Annotated in this window: 15 protein-coding genes and 1 tRNA gene; 14 read left to right on the top strand and 2 right to left on the bottom strand. The window is 47.9% G+C overall.

The genetic code is table 11. The annotated features are described in order from the left end of the window. The first annotated feature begins 133 nt into the window (after nt 1-133). The 9 genes from hisJ (at nt 134) to FGT79_RS29210 (ending at nt 9,458) form a co-directional block, all read left to right on the top strand. Nucleotides 134-940, top strand: a complete 807-nt coding sequence (hisJ, locus tag FGT79_RS29250; protein ID WP_138756352.1) for a histidinol-phosphatase HisJ — start codon at nt 134-136, stop codon at nt 938-940. A gap of 115 nt (nt 941-1,055) precedes the next feature. Then, complete coding sequence (locus FGT79_RS29245) at nt 1,056-2,006, top strand: ribose-phosphate diphosphokinase (protein WP_138756351.1); 951 nt, start codon at nt 1,056-1,058, stop codon at nt 2,004-2,006. 166 nt (nt 2,007-2,172) lie between these two features. Further along, a complete protein-coding gene (locus FGT79_RS29240) occupies nt 2,173-3,924 on the top strand; it encodes a tetratricopeptide repeat protein (RefSeq protein ID WP_138756350.1) in 1,752 nt (583 codons plus the stop codon). A 21-nt stretch (nt 3,925-3,945) separates the two neighbouring features. After that, nucleotides 3,946-4,893, top strand: a complete 948-nt coding sequence (gene trxB / locus FGT79_RS29235) for a thioredoxin-disulfide reductase (RefSeq protein ID WP_138756349.1) — start codon at nt 3,946-3,948, stop codon at nt 4,891-4,893. 186 nt (nt 4,894-5,079) lie between these two features. Further along, nucleotides 5,080-6,030, top strand: coding sequence for an ROK family glucokinase (locus FGT79_RS29230; protein ID WP_138756348.1), 951 nt, complete (start codon nt 5,080-5,082; stop codon nt 6,028-6,030). Between the two features lie 125 nt (nt 6,031-6,155). Next, a complete protein-coding gene (gene rapZ, locus FGT79_RS29225; protein ID WP_138756347.1) occupies nt 6,156-7,043 on the top strand; it encodes an RNase adapter RapZ in 888 nt (295 codons plus the stop codon). Nucleotides 7,044-7,055: 12 nt separating this feature from the next. Then, a complete protein-coding gene (locus FGT79_RS29220) occupies nt 7,056-8,042 on the top strand; it encodes a gluconeogenesis factor YvcK family protein (RefSeq protein ID WP_138756346.1) in 987 nt (328 codons plus the stop codon). Between the two features lie 6 nt (nt 8,043-8,048). Next, nucleotides 8,049-8,978 carry a DNA-binding protein WhiA gene (whiA, locus tag FGT79_RS29215; protein ID WP_138756345.1) on the top strand — a complete coding sequence of 310 codons (930 nt, stop codon included), beginning with the start codon at nt 8,049-8,051 and terminating at the stop codon, nt 8,976-8,978. A 210-nt stretch (nt 8,979-9,188) separates the two neighbouring features. Further along, nucleotides 9,189-9,458: an HPr family phosphocarrier protein gene (locus tag FGT79_RS29210; RefSeq protein ID WP_028609180.1), complete on the top strand. Its 270-nt coding sequence runs from the start codon at nt 9,189-9,191 to the stop codon at nt 9,456-9,458. Between the two features lie 199 nt (nt 9,459-9,657). Here the strand turns inward: FGT79_RS29210 and clpP are convergent, their stop codons facing one another. Continuing rightward, entirely contained in the window at nt 9,658-10,242 is a 585-nt protein-coding gene (clpP, locus tag FGT79_RS29205; RefSeq protein WP_169091151.1) for an ATP-dependent Clp endopeptidase proteolytic subunit ClpP, read from the bottom strand. Between the two features lie 220 nt (nt 10,243-10,462). Next, nucleotides 10,463-10,537, bottom strand: a tRNA-Arg gene (locus FGT79_RS29200). A gap of 235 nt (nt 10,538-10,772) precedes the next feature. Here FGT79_RS29200 and FGT79_RS29195 point away from each other — a divergent pair. From FGT79_RS29195 to gpmI, 5 genes are all read left to right on the top strand, one after another. Then, a complete protein-coding gene (locus FGT79_RS29195; protein ID WP_138756344.1) occupies nt 10,773-11,810 on the top strand; it encodes a sugar-binding transcriptional regulator in 1,038 nt (345 codons plus the stop codon). A 109-nt stretch (nt 11,811-11,919) separates the two neighbouring features. Then, complete coding sequence (gap, locus tag FGT79_RS29190; RefSeq protein ID WP_138756343.1) at nt 11,920-12,924, top strand: type I glyceraldehyde-3-phosphate dehydrogenase; 1,005 nt, start codon at nt 11,920-11,922, stop codon at nt 12,922-12,924. Between the two features lie 174 nt (nt 12,925-13,098). Continuing rightward, complete coding sequence (locus tag FGT79_RS29185) at nt 13,099-14,283, top strand: phosphoglycerate kinase (RefSeq protein WP_138756342.1); 1,185 nt, start codon at nt 13,099-13,101, stop codon at nt 14,281-14,283. Nucleotides 14,284-14,324: 41 nt separating this feature from the next. Beyond that, nucleotides 14,325-15,083, top strand: a complete 759-nt coding sequence (gene tpiA / locus FGT79_RS29180; RefSeq protein WP_138756341.1) for a triose-phosphate isomerase — start codon at nt 14,325-14,327, stop codon at nt 15,081-15,083. A gap of 1 nt (nt 15,084) precedes the next feature. Continuing rightward, a complete protein-coding gene (gpmI, locus tag FGT79_RS29175; protein WP_138756340.1) occupies nt 15,085-16,626 on the top strand; it encodes a 2,3-bisphosphoglycerate-independent phosphoglycerate mutase in 1,542 nt (513 codons plus the stop codon). Nucleotide 16,627: the final 1 nt, after the last annotated feature.

The raw sequence follows: 16,627 nt of genomic DNA, 5'->3' as shown, positions 1-16,627 counted from the left end.
TTATCTCTAAATCTAAACAATCACTTGATTCAAATAAGTCACATCAATCAATTGAATTATGTGTTTCGCACCAATCACTTGAACCACCAAAATCACCCATCACGCAACTCATAATAGAAAGGCCGGTACGCACATGTTTATCGATTACCATACCCATCATGCCCGCTGTGGTCACGCTGTAGGCGAGCTGGAGGAGTACGTTCGGAAGGGAATAGAGATCGGACTCGTGCAGCTCGGCCTTTCCGATCATATGCCGCTGCTCCATGTTGATCCGGCTACTTATTACCCAGAGATGGCCATGCCTATGGATGAGCTGCCTCGTTATGTAGAGGAGTGCCTCACTCTTAAAGAAAAGTACAAGGGTCAGATCGACATCCGGGTGGGCTTGGAGGGCGATTATATCGAGGGCTGTGAGGAACAGATTGAAACGATCGTCAAAGCTTATCCTTGGGATTATGTGATTGGCTCTGTTCACTTTCTAGGCGAATGGGATATTACCGACTTTCGGCAAACGGCAGGGTGGGAAGGCCGTGACCGCATGGCGGTTTACGAGCAGTATTACGCAGCTGTGGGCAAAGCGGCGGCGAGCGGCTTTTATGACTATATTGGGCATATTGATGTTATCAAACGCTTCGGCTTTAAGCCAAGCGAGGATGTAATCCATTTGGAGAATGCGGCCTTGGAAGCGGTCAAGCGGAGCGGGATAGCGATCGAGCTTAATGCATCTGGTCTTCGTACGCCTGCCGCAGAGATGTTCCCAAGCCGCAGAATGCTCGAATATGCGCGTGATCTAGGCATCCCTATAACAGTGGGCTCCGATGCCCATCAGCCTGAAAGACTTGGCCAATACTTGGATCAAGCATACAGTGTGCTGAGAGAAGTAGGTTTTAAACAGCTGGCGACATTTAATTGTCGAAAATTAGTGATGATTGATTTTTGAAATATCGTAAATTACATGTATAATATAGAAGATCAAATAAGCTTTGTCGAATGATGCGACAAGGACGAGTAATTGTTCCGTAAAATTAATTGGTTTTAACGCTCAGGAGGGTATCATGTTAAGCGACAAGGTGCGTATTTTTTCGGGTTCGTCTAATCCGGTATTGGCTCAGAAAATTAGTGCAGAGCTTGGTCTGACTTTAGGCGCGATCAAGATGTCCCGTTTCAAAAGCGGAGAGATTTATGTGCATTATGAGGAAACGATTCGGAACTGCGACGTTTTCCTTGTACAATCATTCTCTCATCCGATCAACGAGCATTTTGTTGAATTGCTCGTGATGATCGATGCGGCGAAGCGTGCATCCGCAAGAACGGTCAACATCATTATGCCGTATTACGGCTATGCGCGTCAGGAGCGCAAAGCAGCACCACGGGAGCCGATTTCAGCAAAAATGCTGGCGGATGTGCTCACGACTGTTGGAGCGAACCGCGTAATCACAATCGACCTGCATGCGCCAGCTATTCAAGGCTTCTTCAACATTCCGGTCGATCATATGACTGCGCTTGATCTCATCAGCGATTATTTGAAGTCAAAAAACATCAAGAACCCGGTTGTTGTATCGCCGGATGCAGGACGTGCTTCAACCGCAGAGAAGCTTGCGAACTACCTGGATACATCGTTTGCGATTATGATCAAGAAACGCCCTGCGCATAATGAATCGGTCATTACACACGTGATCGGGGATGTAGAAGGTCAGACACCAATCATTATCGAGGATCTGATCGACACAGGTACCACAATTGTGAATGTGGTGGAAGGCTTGAAGGAGCGCGGCGCCGAGGACGTATATGTTTGCGCAACGCACCCGCTATTCTCCGGCTCAGCCATTGAGCGTTTGGATCATCCCAATATTAAAGAAGTCATTGTAACGGACTCCATCAGCTTGCCGGAATCCACTCCAGAGCGCTTTAAGGTGCTTTCAGTTGCTCCACTGCTTGCAGAAGCAACTCGCATTATTTTGGAGGGCGGCTCGATCAGTACGCTGTTCAAAAGCAATGGCGTATAAGTGCTCAATCAGGAATGCTGAGCGCATGAATTGAATAGGAATGACGAGGGAAATCGCGGGCGGCATATTTGCTGTCCGCGATTTTCCCACATATTCTTTCATGTTCTCAAAGGTACGGCTATGGTATAATCGTAGAAAATCGGAAGTAACGGGAGGTGCCTTGCCAATGAAAGGGAAGAAACGTGTTGCCGTAGATCAACAGACGAAAGTCATACCGGTTCAATGGGACGCTACGTTTTTTTTCGAACGTGCGGTTCGGTCACTTGATCGATTCCATTATGACAAGGCACTTAAATATTTTCGTCGCGCCGTGGAATACGAACCGGATAATCCGGTAAACCATTGCAATATGGCCGGCATTCTATCTGAGATGGGCAATTACGAGGAGTCGAACCGGATCTTGGGCTGGATTGTGGATGAGCTTGATCCGACGATGACGGAATGCCATTTCTATATGGCGAACAACTTTGCCAATATGGAGCAATATGAAGCAGCCGAAGGCTCGCTTATACGATATTTAGAAGAGGATTCGGAAGGGCAGTTCCTTGATGAGGCAGAGGATATGATGGATCTACTGCATTATGAACTGGAACGACCGACGCGTCTAACTAACATTAAGTCTCGCGAAGGCATGGTGGAGCATGATTTGGCCCGTACTTTGCTGGAGGAAGGCAAGTTCACGGAGGCTGTGCGCATTTTAGAGAAAATCATTGAAGGTCAGCCTGACTTTCTTGCAGCGCGCAACAATCTGGCGCTTGCTTTCTACTATATGGGTATGTTTGAGAAAGCGATGGACACGATTCATGAGGTGCTTGAGCTGGAAGCAGGCAATCTGCACGCGCTATGCAATCTCGCAATCTTCTATCAGCACAAGAATGATGAGGACAGCCTTCGTCCCCTTGTCGACCTGCTTGTCAAAACCGTGCCGTTTCATCAGGAACATGTGTTTAAACTGGCAACCACAATGGGCATCTTAGGAGAGCATGGGGCTGCTTACAAGCATTTTACAAGGCTGCTGAAAGACGCTGAGCTGACGCAGGACCCGAGCTTATACCATTATGCGGCTGTCGCAGCATGCAATATCGGACGTCTGCAGGAAGCGGAACGGTTATGGAAGCAGACGATTAAGCTGGATCCCAAATCAGGCATACCCCATTATTATATGGAGCAACTAGAGCTTCTGCGAGGCGGGGAGATGACGGCGTCCATCAGCTATCACTACCATTTGCCTTTCGAGGAACAGTTCAAGCTGTGGGAGAAGTCTTCTGACGGTATTCCCGACCATCTCAAGCGTGATCCGCTTGTGCGGTCTTCGTTTTTCTGGGCGCTGCGTCATGGCGATCAGCATACGAAGCTGCAGGTTATTCAGGCACTCGGCATGATTGCCGATAGTGAGGTGAAGGACGTATTGCAGACCTTCCTGCTCGAGCGAGATGAGGATGATTACCTAAAGCGAATTGCGATCTTCGTGCTCCGCACGATGGGTGTGCAAGAGCCGCTGCCGATCTTCCTCGAAGGGAAGGAAACGGTAATCGAACCGAATCGCGTTCCATCAAGACTTCCAGTATGGGAAGACAAATGGCAGGCAGTTGTAGAAGCGGCGCTGTCGCGTATGAGCAAGCAATACGATTTGGTTCAGCAGCATGATTTAATGACCCTATGGGTAGAATTTTTGTCGCGTGTCTATCCCGATGTTCCTAAGCTCACAAAGCCTGAGGGCTGGGCTGCCGCGCTAGAATATTTAACAGCCAAAATGCACCGGCGTTCGATATCTTATCATGAGGTATCACTTAGATACGGAACGTCCATTGCGACTGTCAGCAAAAACGTTAAGCAGATTGACGGTGTTTGCGGCATTAAAGAAAAGATGAAGTCGATGAGCTCCGTCTTCTCGACTCAGGAAATGCAGGACGAATAATCTTCTACGAGGTGAATGACGATGTACAAATCTATTATTATCGGTACCGGCCCTGCCGGTCTTACAGCAGCGATCTATTTGGCCCGCGCCAACATGAGCCCGCTTATTATTGAAGGACCGGAGCCAGGCGGCCAGTTGACTACGACGACAGAGGTTGAGAACTTCCCAGGATTCCCTGAAGGCATTATGGGACCTGAGCTTATGGCAAATATGCGTAAGCAAGCGGAGCGCTTCGGCGCAAAGTTTATTACAGGCTGGGTGAACAGCGTGGACATGTCAGAGCGTCCTTTCAAGCTTCAGGTAGAAGGACAAGGCGAGATTGTTGGCGAGAGTATTATTATCTCAACAGGAGCTTCTGCGAGATACTTAGGCATTCCAGGAGAGAAGGACAATGTCGGTAAAGGTGTAAGTACTTGCGCTACTTGTGACGGATTCTTCTTCCGCGGCAAGAAAATTATCGTAGTTGGCGGCGGCGACTCTGCTATGGAGGAAGCGAACTTCCTTACTCGCTTTGCGACGAACGTTGAGTTAGTCAATCGCCGCGATGAGCTGCGCGCTTCGAAGATCATGCAAGATCGCGCTCGCGAGAATGAGAAAATCAGCTGGAGCCTGAACCGTACGCCGATTGAGGTAGTAGCAACAGGCATGGGCGTTACCGGTCTGAAAGTTCGTGACAATGAAACAGGTGAAGAGGACGTTCTTGAAACAGACGGCATCTTCATTGCAATCGGCCATACACCGAATACGAAGTTTTTGAATGGACAAATCGATACGGATGACCACGGGTACATTGTTGTGAAGCCGGGTACATCCGAGACTAACGTAGCAGGCGTATTCGCTTGCGGTGACGTACAGGACAGCAAATACCGCCAAGCGATTACCGCAGCAGGAAGCGGCTGTATGGCTGCACTCGACTGTGAGAGATTCCTTGAAGGCGCAGTTACGCATGACTGGAGTCAATCGCTTTAATACTTGTTTGAAAAGCATCATATGATGTTGAAAGGGGCTATACCGGCAGAGCGCAACGCCTGATGGTATAGCCTTTTAAATGGCTGTGAGTGCCGGTTTTGACAGCATTCGCCTATCTTGACCAGAGGGTGAAGGTCGCTTATAGTGTTACAGAGAAGATTAACATATTGATGAGGTGGATTAGTGATGTCTGAAAAGATTTACGTTGGAGTCGATGTCGGCGGTACAGCAGTTAAGGTGGGCATATGCAATGCGGATGGACAATTGCTCCATACGTATGAAGGGCCGACGGAAGCGAGCAAAGGAACGGACACTATCCTTCAAAATATTGCAAAATACGCGCAGCAAATCGTAACAGAATCCGACTTTACCTGGGAGCAAGTAGACGGCGTAGGCGTAGGTATTGCAGGCTTCTTGGATATTCCAAACGGCATTGTAAAGTTTGCACCAAATCTAAAAATTGAGAACGTTAATTTGAAGGGTTATTTGGAGCAAGCGCTGAACAAAACCGTTAAAGTCAACAATGATGCAAATGTCGCTGCACTAGGCGAGGCTTGGGGCGGAGCGGGTAAAGGCATTGCGCACTGCGTATGCTATACGCTCGGAACAGGCGTGGGCGGCGGAATTATTATAGAAGGTAAAATCGTTGAAGGTTATATGGGCATGGCTGGTGAGCTGGGTCATATGGCTATTGTGCCTGATTTGGAAGCTATTCAATGCGGCTGCGGCAAGATGGGCTGCTTGGAATCTGTATCCTCGGCAACGGGTATTATTCGTATGGCGAAGGACGCTGTTGAACGCGGCGACCGTACATCCCTTACTTCCGTAGCGGATATTATGGCGAAGGATGTGCTGGATGCGGCGAAAGCTGGCGATGAAGTAGCGACTCGTATCGTGAATCGTGCCGCCTATTACTTAGGCAGATCGATGGCGATGATCGCAATCGTGCTGAATCCGCAATATTTTATTATTGGCGGCGGCGTATCTAAGGCGGGAGATTTCTTATTCGACCAAATCCGCGAAGTATTCGAGAAGTACACGCAGGAGCAGGCGAAGGAGAACGTGAAAATCGTAGCAGCAACACTTGGCAACAATGCAGGTGTAGTAGGCGCTGCAGGACTTATTCTCAGAGGTTAATGATAATGTGACTTTGCATTCGCAAAGTCTAAGCATATCCTTACGAAGTGACTTTGCATCTGCAAAGTCTAAGCGTATCCTTACGAAGTGACTTTGCATTCGCAAAGTCTTTAGGAGGTTTGATCATGGAAACGGCAGCAGCAGTAGCTAAGCTTGTCATAATAACCGGGATGTCTGGCGCGGGCAAAACCATTGCTGTCCAAAGCCTGGAGGACCTCGGTTTCTTCTGCGTCGACAATTTACCGCCCGTACTTATCCCGAAATTCGCAGAGCTGATCGATCAATCGAACGGTAAAATCGGTAACGTGGCGCTCGTCATCGATTTGCGTGGCAGGGAGTTTTTCACAGCGCTATCGGAGTCGCTAGCCTATATCAAAGAGCATTATACGCTCAGCTGCGAGATCCTGTTTCTGGATGCAACAGACGGTGTGCTTGTTCAGCGCTACAAAGAGAGCCGTCGGCGTCATCCGCTTGCACCCGAAGGCATGCCGCTGGAAGGGATTAAAAACGAACGGCGCTTGCTGGAGGATCTGAAGGGCTGGGCCTCGCAGGTTATCGATACGAGTACCTTAAAGCCGGCTCATCTGAAAGAACGGATCATTTCGCACTTTACGAACCTTGAGCAGAACAGTCTATCGATTAACGTCACCTCCTTCGGTTTCAAATATGGCATACCGATTGATGCGGATTTGATTTATGATGTGCGTTTTTTGCCTAACCCTCATTATATTGAGCATTTGCGTCCAAATACCGGTCAAACCCCCGAAGTGTACGAATATGTTATGAAATGGCCTGAAACTCAGCAATTCCTCACAAAGCTGCTAGACATGCTGCAGTTCCTTATTCCGCTCTATCGCAAGGAAGGCAAAAGTCAGGTCGTTATTGGTATTGGCTGTACTGGCGGGAAACATCGTTCCGTTGCCATATCTGAATATTTGGGACGCATGCTCGGCAGCAGCGATACGGAACGTGTGCGTGTCACTCATCGCGATGCCGAACGTGACAAGCATTAACGGGGTGAGAGAATGCAAAGTAGGCATAAAATTCTAAGAAGGCCGAAGATCGTCGTTATTGGCGGCGGTACGGGTCTCTCTGTCATGCTGCGCGGACTAAAGGAGAAGCCGTTGGATATAACGGCAATCGTTACGGTTGCCGATGATGGCGGAAGCTCGGGCATTCTGCGCAATGAGCTGCAAATCCCTCCTCCAGGCGATATTCGCAACGTACTCATGGCTCTTGCAGATGCAGAGCCGCTTCTGACCGAGGTATTGCAATATCGATTCAAAACAGTACCGGGTCTAGCCGGACACAGTCTTGGCAATCTTATGCTGGCAGCGATGACGGATATTTCTGGTGATTTCGTGACGGGTATTCGTGAGCTCAGTCGTGTACTTGCTGTTCGCGGGCGAGTGCTTCCTGCAGCAGGTACAGCGATTGTGCTGAAAGCAGAAATGGTGGATGGCACAATTATAACCGGTGAATCAATGATTCCCAAGGCGGGAAAAGTAATTAAGCGTGTATTTTTGGAGCCGACGGATGTAGAGCCTCTTCAAGAAGCCGTAGAAGCTATTGAACAGGCGGATGCAATCTTAATTGGACCGGGCAGCCTATATACAAGTATTATTCCGAATCTGCTCGTTCCTAAGCTTGCTCATGCGATTGTTGAATCCGAGGCTGTGAAGCTTTTTGTGTGCAATGTCATGACACAGCCAGGCGAAACGGATAATTATTCCGTGGGCGATCACTTGGATGCGATCCACGCGCATATCGGCCATCATTTATTTGATTACGTCATTGTGAATGACGGCGAGATTCCTCCTCAAATCGAGAGTAAGTATGCAGAGCTGGGTTCAAAGGCTGTTCATCTTGACTTGGACGCGGTTACCCAGAAGGGTTACGAGGTTATAGCGGACCGACTTGTTTTATTCCGAACTTTTCTTAGGCATGATGCCGAGCGATTGAGCCATCATATTTATAAATTGGTAGAGAACTGGATGTTACGAAAGAGGTGATACACAATGTCATTTGCGGCGCAAACGAAAAAAGAACTGACACTTATTGAATCGGACAGCTGCTGTGAGAGAGCAGAGTTATCTGCGCTTATACGGATGAATGGTTCGGTTAGCGTATCCAGCCGCAAAGTCGTTTTGGACATCTCGACGGAAAATGCTGCAATTGCCAGAAGAATTTATTCACTGCTCAAAAAGCACTATGAGATACACGTCGAGCTGCTAGTACGTAAGAAGATGCGTCTGAAGAAAAATAATGTGTATATCGTGCGAATACCGGCCGGTGTACAGGAAATATTGAGTGAGCTCAAAATTGTATCTGAAGGGTTTATGTTCAACCTGGGCATAGACAAGGAAATCATTCGCAAGCCTTGCTGCAAGCGCTCCTACTTGCGAGGTGCATTTCTCGCAGGAGGTTCGGTCAACAATCCGGAGGGCTCCTCCTATCATTTGGAGATTTCTTCGATGTATGAAGAGCATTGCGAGTCGTTGGTTGACCTTGCGAACAAATTTGATCTTAACGCTAGGTGCATTGAACGGAAAAAAGGTTTTATCTTCTATATCAAAGAGGGCGAGAAAATCATCGAGCTCCTTAATATTGTTGGCGCGCATCAAGCGCTGTTCAAGTTCGAAGATGTGCGCATTATGCGTGATATGCGCAACTCCGTTAACCGTATTGTGAATTGTGAAACGGCTAACCTGAATAAAACAATCGGTGCTGCAGTCCGCCAGATTGAGAATATTAAGCTGCTGCAGCGGGAAGTAGGACTTGAGAGCTTGCCTGATAAGCTGAAGGAAGTTGCTGAGATTAGACTGCTGCATCCAGATATGAATTTGACTGAGGTCGGCGAAATGCTTGGAGGCAAGGTGAGCAAGTCCGGCGTAAACCACCGTTTGCGTAAAATCGATGAGCTTGCGGAAAAAATCCGCGGTGTGTGAACTTTCATCCTAGTGTATCGGCTGGTATAATGATATAATAATTGAAAATGGCTTTATTTATAAAAGATAGGAATGCGAAGCAATCAAGCAACAGCATTTTTGTCTTTGACCGGGAAACAAGTTTTTGCAGCCAGAAGACGGCGATAATAGGGCTGTATAAGCTTGTGCCGCATGCTAATGCTTGAGTAAAATATAGGGGGTATGGTTTCCATGACAAGGCTTCCGGTTGTTGTTCGTCTTAAGACGGGACTACATGCAAGACCTGCAGCATTATTCGTACAAGAAGCGAACAAATTTTCCTCCGAAGTATTTGTAGAGAAAGACGACAAAAAAGTAAACGCTAAATCCATAATGGGAATTATGAGCTTAGCGATCAGCTCGGGCACTGAAGTATCCATAAGTGCAGAGGGTTCGGATGCAGAACAGGCTGTAAACGCTTTAGTCGCTTTGGTTAGTAAAGAAGAGCTAGAGAACCAATAATTGGTGAAAATTAAATAAAAGCTGCCCATGGTCGCTATGACCGTGGCCAGCTTTTTTTAATAGGCAGTTATGGACATGGTGTATAGAATGATGAGAGAAAATCACACATAAATCGATTTCCAAATTAGAAAGAGGCGGCTCCTGCTTAGTCTGCAAAGACCAGTAGGAGCCGCCTCTTTCTATAAATGGCTGCTTCTTATTATGCGAGCTTCTCGATTACTTTATCGACAAGGCCGTATTCCTTAGCTTCCGCTGCGCTCATGAAATAATCACGGTCCGTGTCCTTCTCAATACGCTCTAGCGACTGTCCGCTGCGCTCGGCTAGGATGCCATTCAGCTTATCACGCATACCGATGATGCGTTTCGCGCGGATGGCGATGTCGCTTGCTTGGCCTTCAGCTCCGCCGAGCGGCTGATGGATCATCACTTCACTGTTCGGAAGCGCGTAACGCTTGCCAATAGCGCCTGCAGTAAGCAGGAAAGCGCCCATGGAAGCCGCCATGCCCACACAGATGGTCGATACGTCAGGTTTAATGTACTGCATCGTATCGTAGATCGCCATGCCTGCCGTAATGGAACCACCAGGGCTGTTAATATAAAGAGAAATGTCTTTCTCTGGGTCGTCTGCTGCCAGGAATAACAATTGCGCGATGATGGAGTTGGCCACCACATCGTTTACACCTGAACCAAGAAAAATAATACGGTCTTTCAATAGGCGAGAGTAAATGTCATACGCACGCTCACCTCGATTGTTTTGCTCAATAACCATAGGAACGAAATTCATATCCAACGTAAGCCCCTCCCCAGAAAACAATGAATGGTTAAATCGTATTTTCATAATAACGGATGAAAAAGCAAAAGTCAAAGATAGTCAAACAAGTTCCGAATGGCTTTGCTGCGCATACGAAAATGAGGCTGACAATAAAAAAACCGCTCCAGCGTATAGGAACGGTTCGTCTGTATCATTATAGATGCTGCAAGCCAAAATGGCTGAAAGGTTATAGTGGCGCGCCCGCAAGGAATCGAACCTAGATCTCAGCCTTCGGAGGGCTGCGTCATATCCATTGGACCACGGGCGCATAAAATAGTCGCAAAAATGATTATATGATATTCGGCTCGCTAAAGCAAGGGGAGATTAAAAATTAAATTTGTTAGAAATGTGACGGAAATCGCTTTCATCAGAAAAACGGCTATTGCTACTGTGAGCATTTTCCGATAAAATAAAGGTGGGACTTGAAATGATACCGCGGGACATATTGAGTCCAACGCGTGTGAACCGAATACGCTAGAGGCCGATGGAGTGAAGGATAAGAGATGCGTCAGATCGTTGAACTGCAGCAGCAGCTTGTGCCGGATCTGCTCGACGTCATGAAGAAACGGTATTCGATCTTGCATCGGGTGATGCTGTCGGATTTAATAGGGCGTCGTACACTGGCGTCTTCATTATCGATGACGGAGCGGATGCTTCGAGCTGAGACCGATTTTCTGAAAATGCAGGGATTGCTCGAGATTCACTCGGCAGGCATGCGAATTAGCGATTCAGGCAAGCAATTATTGGAACAGCTTGAGCCCTTCTACAAAACGATGTTCGGACTATCTGAGCTGGAGGAAACGATCCGCAGCCATTACGGTTTATCGCAGGTTGTTATTGTAGCAGGCGATTCGGAAGTCTCCGCACAGACAAAGCGAGAGCTTGGTCGTGCATGCAGTCAAGTTCTGATCAAAGTATTGCAGCCTAATGATGTAGTTGCAGTGACTGGCGGGACGACGATTGCTCAGGTCTCAAACCAACTTGCAAGCTCTTCAGAGCTCAAGACAAACCTGTTTGTACCAGCCAGAGGCGGTCTTGGAGAGAGCTTGGACTATCAGGCCAATACCATTGCCTCGATGATGGCTAAGCGCACCGGGGCGCAATACAGGCTTCTACACGTGCCGGACCATCTAGGTGAAGAAGCATTTGCTTCCATTATGAACGAGCCGAATATACGTGAAATTGTGGAAGTTATCCGCAGTGCTCGCATCGTCGTACATGGAATCGGAGATGCTATGGTGATGGCAAGACGCCGGCGGCTTGATCGCAAGATCATAGACGCAATGGAAGTTGAGGGCGCACTCGCTGAGTCATTCGGTTTTTATTTCGACCGGAAAGGCGCTGTCGTGCACAAAATGCAAACGGTAGGGTTACGGCTCGAGGATATTGTGAAGACTGAAGTTGTTATAGGCGTAGCCGGCGGGAAGAGCAAAGGCGAGGCAATAGCGGCGATTATGCGCTTCGGACATAATGATGTGCTTGTAACCGACGAAGCAGCAGCACTTGAAATGGTAGCTTTAATCGAGCAAGATAAGGATTAGCGCCACATTGTTATTAGGTATCATGATGATTCGCAATGGGCCATTGGCCACGCGCGGAACATTTTGAAATATATTCATTTCTTTTAAAAACGCTTAGGAGGAAACAAAAATGGTTAAAGTTGGTATTAATGGTTTTGGTCGCATCGGCCGTAACGTATTCCGCGCAGCACTGAACAACCCTGATGTTCAAATCGTAGCAGTAAATGATCTTACGGATACTGCAACACTGGCACATCTTCTGAAATACGATACAACTCACGGTCAACTTGACGGTACTGTAGAAGCTAAAGAAGGCGCGCTTATCGTTAACGGACGCGAAATCAAAGTATTCGCAGAGCGCAACCCTGCTGACCTTCCTTGGGGATCTGTTGGCGTTGAAATCGTAGTTGAATCAACTGGTATTTTCACAGCGAAAGAAAAAGCTGAGCTTCACTTGCAAGGCGGCGCTAAAAAAGTTATCATCTCCGCTCCAGCAACGAACGAAGATATTACAGTAGTTATCGGCGTTAACGAAGATAAATACGACGCTGCGGCACATACCATTATTTCCAACGCTTCTTGTACGACTAACTGCCTAGCGCCTTTCGCAAAAGTATTGAACGACAAATTCGGAATCGTTAAAGGTATGATGACTACTATTCACTCATACACAAACGACCAATCCGTACTTGACGTTCCTCACAAAGACTTGCGTCGTGCTCGCGCAGCTGCTGAGAACATCATTCCTTCATCAACTGGCGCAGCGAAAGCTGTTGCACTTGTACTTCCTGAGCTTAAAGGCAAATTGAACGGTATGGCAATGCGTGTTCCTACGCCTAACGTATCCGTAACAGATCTTGTTGCTGAGCTTAAAGTTAACGTAACAGTTGAAGAAGTTAACGCAGCATTGAAAGAAGCTGCTGACGGCGCTCTTAAAGGCATCTTGAACTACAACGAATTGCCGCTTGTATCAAGCGACTACAATAGCGACCCTGCTTCTTCTACAATCGATGGTCTTTCGACTATGGTTGTTGAAGGCAACATGGTTAAAGTTATCTCATGGTACGACAACGAGTGGGGCTACTCGAACCGCGTAGTTGATCTTGCTGCTTACATTGCTAGCAAAGGTCTGTAAGCAAAGAAGGCGGACGGACCCGCGGCTTTCGCGCAGGCGGAGCACAGGTCTTTGATTTGCGGCTTCTAGGAGACGTAAATCACGGGGGCGTTTCTTCTTTGAAGGAACGCCCTTCTTTTTTTTGTAATTCGACGGCTATCCCTTTCCATAACAACTTTCCGGGAGGTTTCATAAATGAACAAGAAAAGTGTACGTGATGTAGCAGAGCTGGCTGGTAAACGGGTATTTGTCCGCGTTGATTTCAACGTGCCGCTTGAGGATGGCAAAATTACGGATGACAAGCGTATTCGCGAAACGCTTCCTACAATTAACTTCCTGATTGAAAAGGGTGCTAAAGTTATTCTTGCAAGCCACCTTGGACGTCCGAACGGTCAAGTGGTAGAAGAGCTTCGTCACACAGCATCGGCAGCACGTTTGTCCGAGCTTCTTGGCAAGCAAGTAACGAAAGCAAACGAAGCGATTGGCGAAGCGGTTGAAGCGCAAGTGGCTGCTTTGAACAATGGCGATGTATTGCTGCTTGAAAACGTTCGTTTCTACGAAGGCGAAGAGAAGAACGATCCGGAACTCGCGAAAGCATTCGCTAAGCTGGCTGACTTATTCGTAAACGACGCTTTCGGCGCTGCTCACCGCGCGCATGCATCAACAGAAGGCATCGCTCATATCCTCCCGGCTGTATCTGGTCTTCTTATGGAGAGAGAGCTTGAAGTACTAGGCAAGGCGCTAAACAACCCTGAGCGTCCATTCACAGCAATTGTTGGCGGCTCTAAAGTAAAAGACAAAATCGCGGTTATCGACAAAATGCTTGAAATTGCTGACAACGTACTTATCGGCGGCGGCTTGTCTTATACATTCTTCAAAGCACAAGGCCACGAAATCGGTAAATCACTTGTTGACAACAGCAAGCTTGATCTTGCACTTGAGTTCATCGAGAAAGCAAAAAAACTAGGCAAAAACTTCTTGATTCCGGTAGATATCGTTGTAACAGACGATTTCAGTGCAAATGCAAACACGCAAATCGTTGACGTTGACAGCATTCCTGCTGATTGGGAAGGCATCGACATCGGACCGAAAACGCGTGAGCTTTATGCTGAAGTAATCAAAAACTCCAAGCTAGTAGTATGGAACGGACCGATGGGCGTATTCGAAATCGAGCCATTCTCGCATGGTACGCTTTCAGTTGCACAATCTTGTGCAGAAACAACAGGTTACACAGTTATTGGCGGCGGCGATTCCGCAGCTGCAGCTGAGAAATTCCACCTGGCTGACAAAATGGACTTCATCTCGACAGGCGGCGGCGCTTCCCTTGAGTTCATGGAAGGCAAAGTGCTTCCAGGCGTTGTAGCTCTTAACGATAAATAATAGCTTTTACCCAAATAAAATAGTTACGAGGAGGATTACGTATGAGCAACAGAAAACCGATCATTGCAGGTAACTGGAAAATGTTCAAAACAGTATCCGAAGCTGTATCCTTTTTCTCCGAGATTAAAGGCAAAGCTGAGGTTGACGGTGTAGAGAGCGTTATCTGCGCACCTTACACAACGCTTCCAGCACTGGTTGAAGCTGCAAAAGGTACTTCAATCGCAATTGGAGCACAAAACGTACACTTCGAAGAAAACGGTGCATTCACAGGTGAAATCAGCGGCGTTATGCTGAAGGATCTTGGCGTCAAATACGTGATTATCGGCCACTCTGAGCGTCGTGCTTACTTCGCTGAATCCGATGAGATCGTGAACAAAAAGGTTCATGCTTCTTTCAAAAACGGCTTGCTGCCAATCGTCTGCGTAGGCGAGAAACTGGAAGAGCGTGAAGCAGGACAAACGAAGGATGTTTGCAAAGTGCAAACGGAAGCGGCTTTCCAAGGCGTATCCGCAGCACAAGCAGCTGACGTTGTTATTGCATACGAGCCAATCTGGGCGATTGGAACTGGCAAATCTTCTACTTCTGAAGATGCACAGGACGTTATCGGCTATATCCGTGGCGTAGTTGCAGGTCTTTATGACCAAGCAACGGCTGATGCGGTTCGCATTCAATACGGCGGCAGCGTTAAACCTAACAACGTAGCTGAATATATGGGTCAAGCTGACATCGACGGCGCACTTGTCGGCGGCGCTAGCCTAGAGCCTGCTTCTTATATCGCTTTGGTCGAGGGGGCCAAGTAAGATGGCTGCTCCTAAACCTGTTGTGCTTATCATTCTTGATGGCTTCGGCTTGCGCGACGATGTTGTCGGCAATGCCGTTGCTCAAGCGAACAAACCGAATTATGACCGATACTGGTCGACTTATCCGCATACGACATTAACAGCATCCGGCGAAGCAGTTGGCTTGCCAGAGGGTCAGATGGGCAACTCCGAGGTTGGACATCTGAACATCGGTGCAGGTCGTATTGTGTATCAGGACTTGACTCGTATCAGCAAATCAATTCGTGACGGCGAATTTTACGAGAATGAAACGATTCTTGGCGCCGTTCGTCATGTGAAAACAAACAGCAAGAAGCTTCACCTTTATGGTTTGCTCTCCGATGGCGGCGTACACAGCCACATTGAGCACTTGTTCGCATTGCTTGATCTAGCGAAGAAGGAAGAACTTGAGGAAGTGTATATTCACGCTTTCCTTGATGGCCGTGATGTATCTCCTGACAGCGCGAAAGGTTACCTCGAGCGCCTGCAAGCGAAGATTGAAGAGGTTGGCGTAGGCCGCATCGCAACAGTACAAGGCCGTTACTATGCGATGGACCGCGACAAGCGTTGGGAGCGTACCGAGAAGTCTTACAAGGCTATGGTATACGGTGAAGGTCCTCAATACTTCGATCCGATTCAAGCGGTGGTTGAATCCTACGAGAAATCGGTTTATGATGAATTCGTTATGCCAACGGTCATTGTAGATGGTGAAAACAAGCCTGTTGGTCTTGTAGAATCAGAGGATGCGGTTATCTTCTTTAACTTCCGTCCTGACCGTGCGATTCAATTGTCGCAAGTATTTACCAATGAGGATTTCCGCGGATTTGATCGTGGCGAGAACCGGCCGCTTAACCTGTATTTCGTCTGCTTGACGCTATTCAGTGAAACCGTAGGCGGATTCGTTGCGTATTCACCAAAGAACCTCGATAACACCCTTGGCGAAGTTCTCGTGCAGAACAACAAGACTCAGCTGCGTACAGCTGAGACGGAAAAGTACCCGCATGTTACGTTCTTCTTCAGCGGCGGGCGCGATCATGAGCTTCCAGGCGAAACTCGCGTGCTTATCAACTCCCCGAAGGTCGCAACGTACGATCTTCAACCGGAAATGAGTGCGTATGAGCTAGCTGAGTCTACGGTTCGCGAGATCGAATCAGACAAGCATGACGCTATTATTCTTAACTTCGCCAACCCTGATATGGTAGGCCACTCCGGCATGCTGGAGCCTACGATCAAGGCGGTAGAAGCTACGGACGAGTGCCTAGGTAAAGTGGTAGAAGCTGTGCTTGCCAAAGGCGGCGTGTGCATCATTACGGCCGACCATGGTAACGCTGATATGGTATTTGACGAGAATGGCCGTCCGTTTACGGCGCATACGACAAATCCTGTACCGCTTATCGTTACAAAAGCGGGCGAGACGCTACGTGATGGAGGCATTCTTGCCGACATCGCGCCAACGCTTCTTGGTCTTCTAGAGCTGGCTAAACCGAAAGAAATGACTGGTGTTTCCTTGATTAACCCCAAATAAA

Source organism: Paenibacillus sinopodophylli (assembly GCF_005930355.1).
GTDB classification, from domain to species: domain Bacteria; phylum Bacillota; class Bacilli; order Paenibacillales; family Paenibacillaceae; genus Pristimantibacillus; species Pristimantibacillus sinopodophylli.
Note: the sequence above shows the minus strand (reverse complement) of the source record. Positions and strands in the feature narration are given on the sequence as shown.

Excerpts from the sequence above, each read along its gene's own strand:
- tpiA (WP_138756341.1), top strand. The coding sequence starts at position 14,325 with ATGAGCAACAGAAAACCGATCATTGCAGGTAACTGGAAAATGTTCAAA.
- trxB (WP_138756349.1), top strand. The coding sequence starts at position 3,946 with ATGTACAAATCTATTATTATCGGTACCGGCCCTGCCGGTCTTACAGCA.
- gpmI (WP_138756340.1), top strand. The coding sequence starts at position 15,085 with ATGGCTGCTCCTAAACCTGTTGTGCTTATCATTCTTGATGGCTTCGGC.
- rapZ (WP_138756347.1), top strand. The coding sequence starts at position 6,156 with ATGGAAACGGCAGCAGCAGTAGCTAAGCTTGTCATAATAACCGGGATG.
- gap (WP_138756343.1), top strand. The coding sequence starts at position 11,920 with ATGGTTAAAGTTGGTATTAATGGTTTTGGTCGCATCGGCCGTAACGTA.
- FGT79_RS29220 (WP_138756346.1), top strand. The coding sequence starts at position 7,056 with ATGCAAAGTAGGCATAAAATTCTAAGAAGGCCGAAGATCGTCGTTATT.
- hisJ (WP_138756352.1), top strand. The coding sequence starts at position 134 with ATGTTTATCGATTACCATACCCATCATGCCCGCTGTGGTCACGCTGTA.
- FGT79_RS29210 (WP_028609180.1), top strand. The coding sequence starts at position 9,189 with ATGACAAGGCTTCCGGTTGTTGTTCGTCTTAAGACGGGACTACATGCA.
- FGT79_RS29195 (WP_138756344.1), top strand. The coding sequence starts at position 10,773 with ATGCGTCAGATCGTTGAACTGCAGCAGCAGCTTGTGCCGGATCTGCTC.
- FGT79_RS29185 (WP_138756342.1), top strand. The coding sequence starts at position 13,099 with ATGAACAAGAAAAGTGTACGTGATGTAGCAGAGCTGGCTGGTAAACGG.
- FGT79_RS29240 (WP_138756350.1), top strand. The coding sequence starts at position 2,173 with ATGAAAGGGAAGAAACGTGTTGCCGTAGATCAACAGACGAAAGTCATA.
- clpP (WP_169091151.1), bottom strand. The coding sequence starts at position 10,242 with ATGAATTTCGTTCCTATGGTTATTGAGCAAAACAATCGAGGTGAGCGT.
- whiA (WP_138756345.1), top strand. The coding sequence starts at position 8,049 with ATGTCATTTGCGGCGCAAACGAAAAAAGAACTGACACTTATTGAATCG.
- FGT79_RS29230 (WP_138756348.1), top strand. The coding sequence starts at position 5,080 with ATGTCTGAAAAGATTTACGTTGGAGTCGATGTCGGCGGTACAGCAGTT.
- FGT79_RS29245 (WP_138756351.1), top strand. The coding sequence starts at position 1,056 with ATGTTAAGCGACAAGGTGCGTATTTTTTCGGGTTCGTCTAATCCGGTA.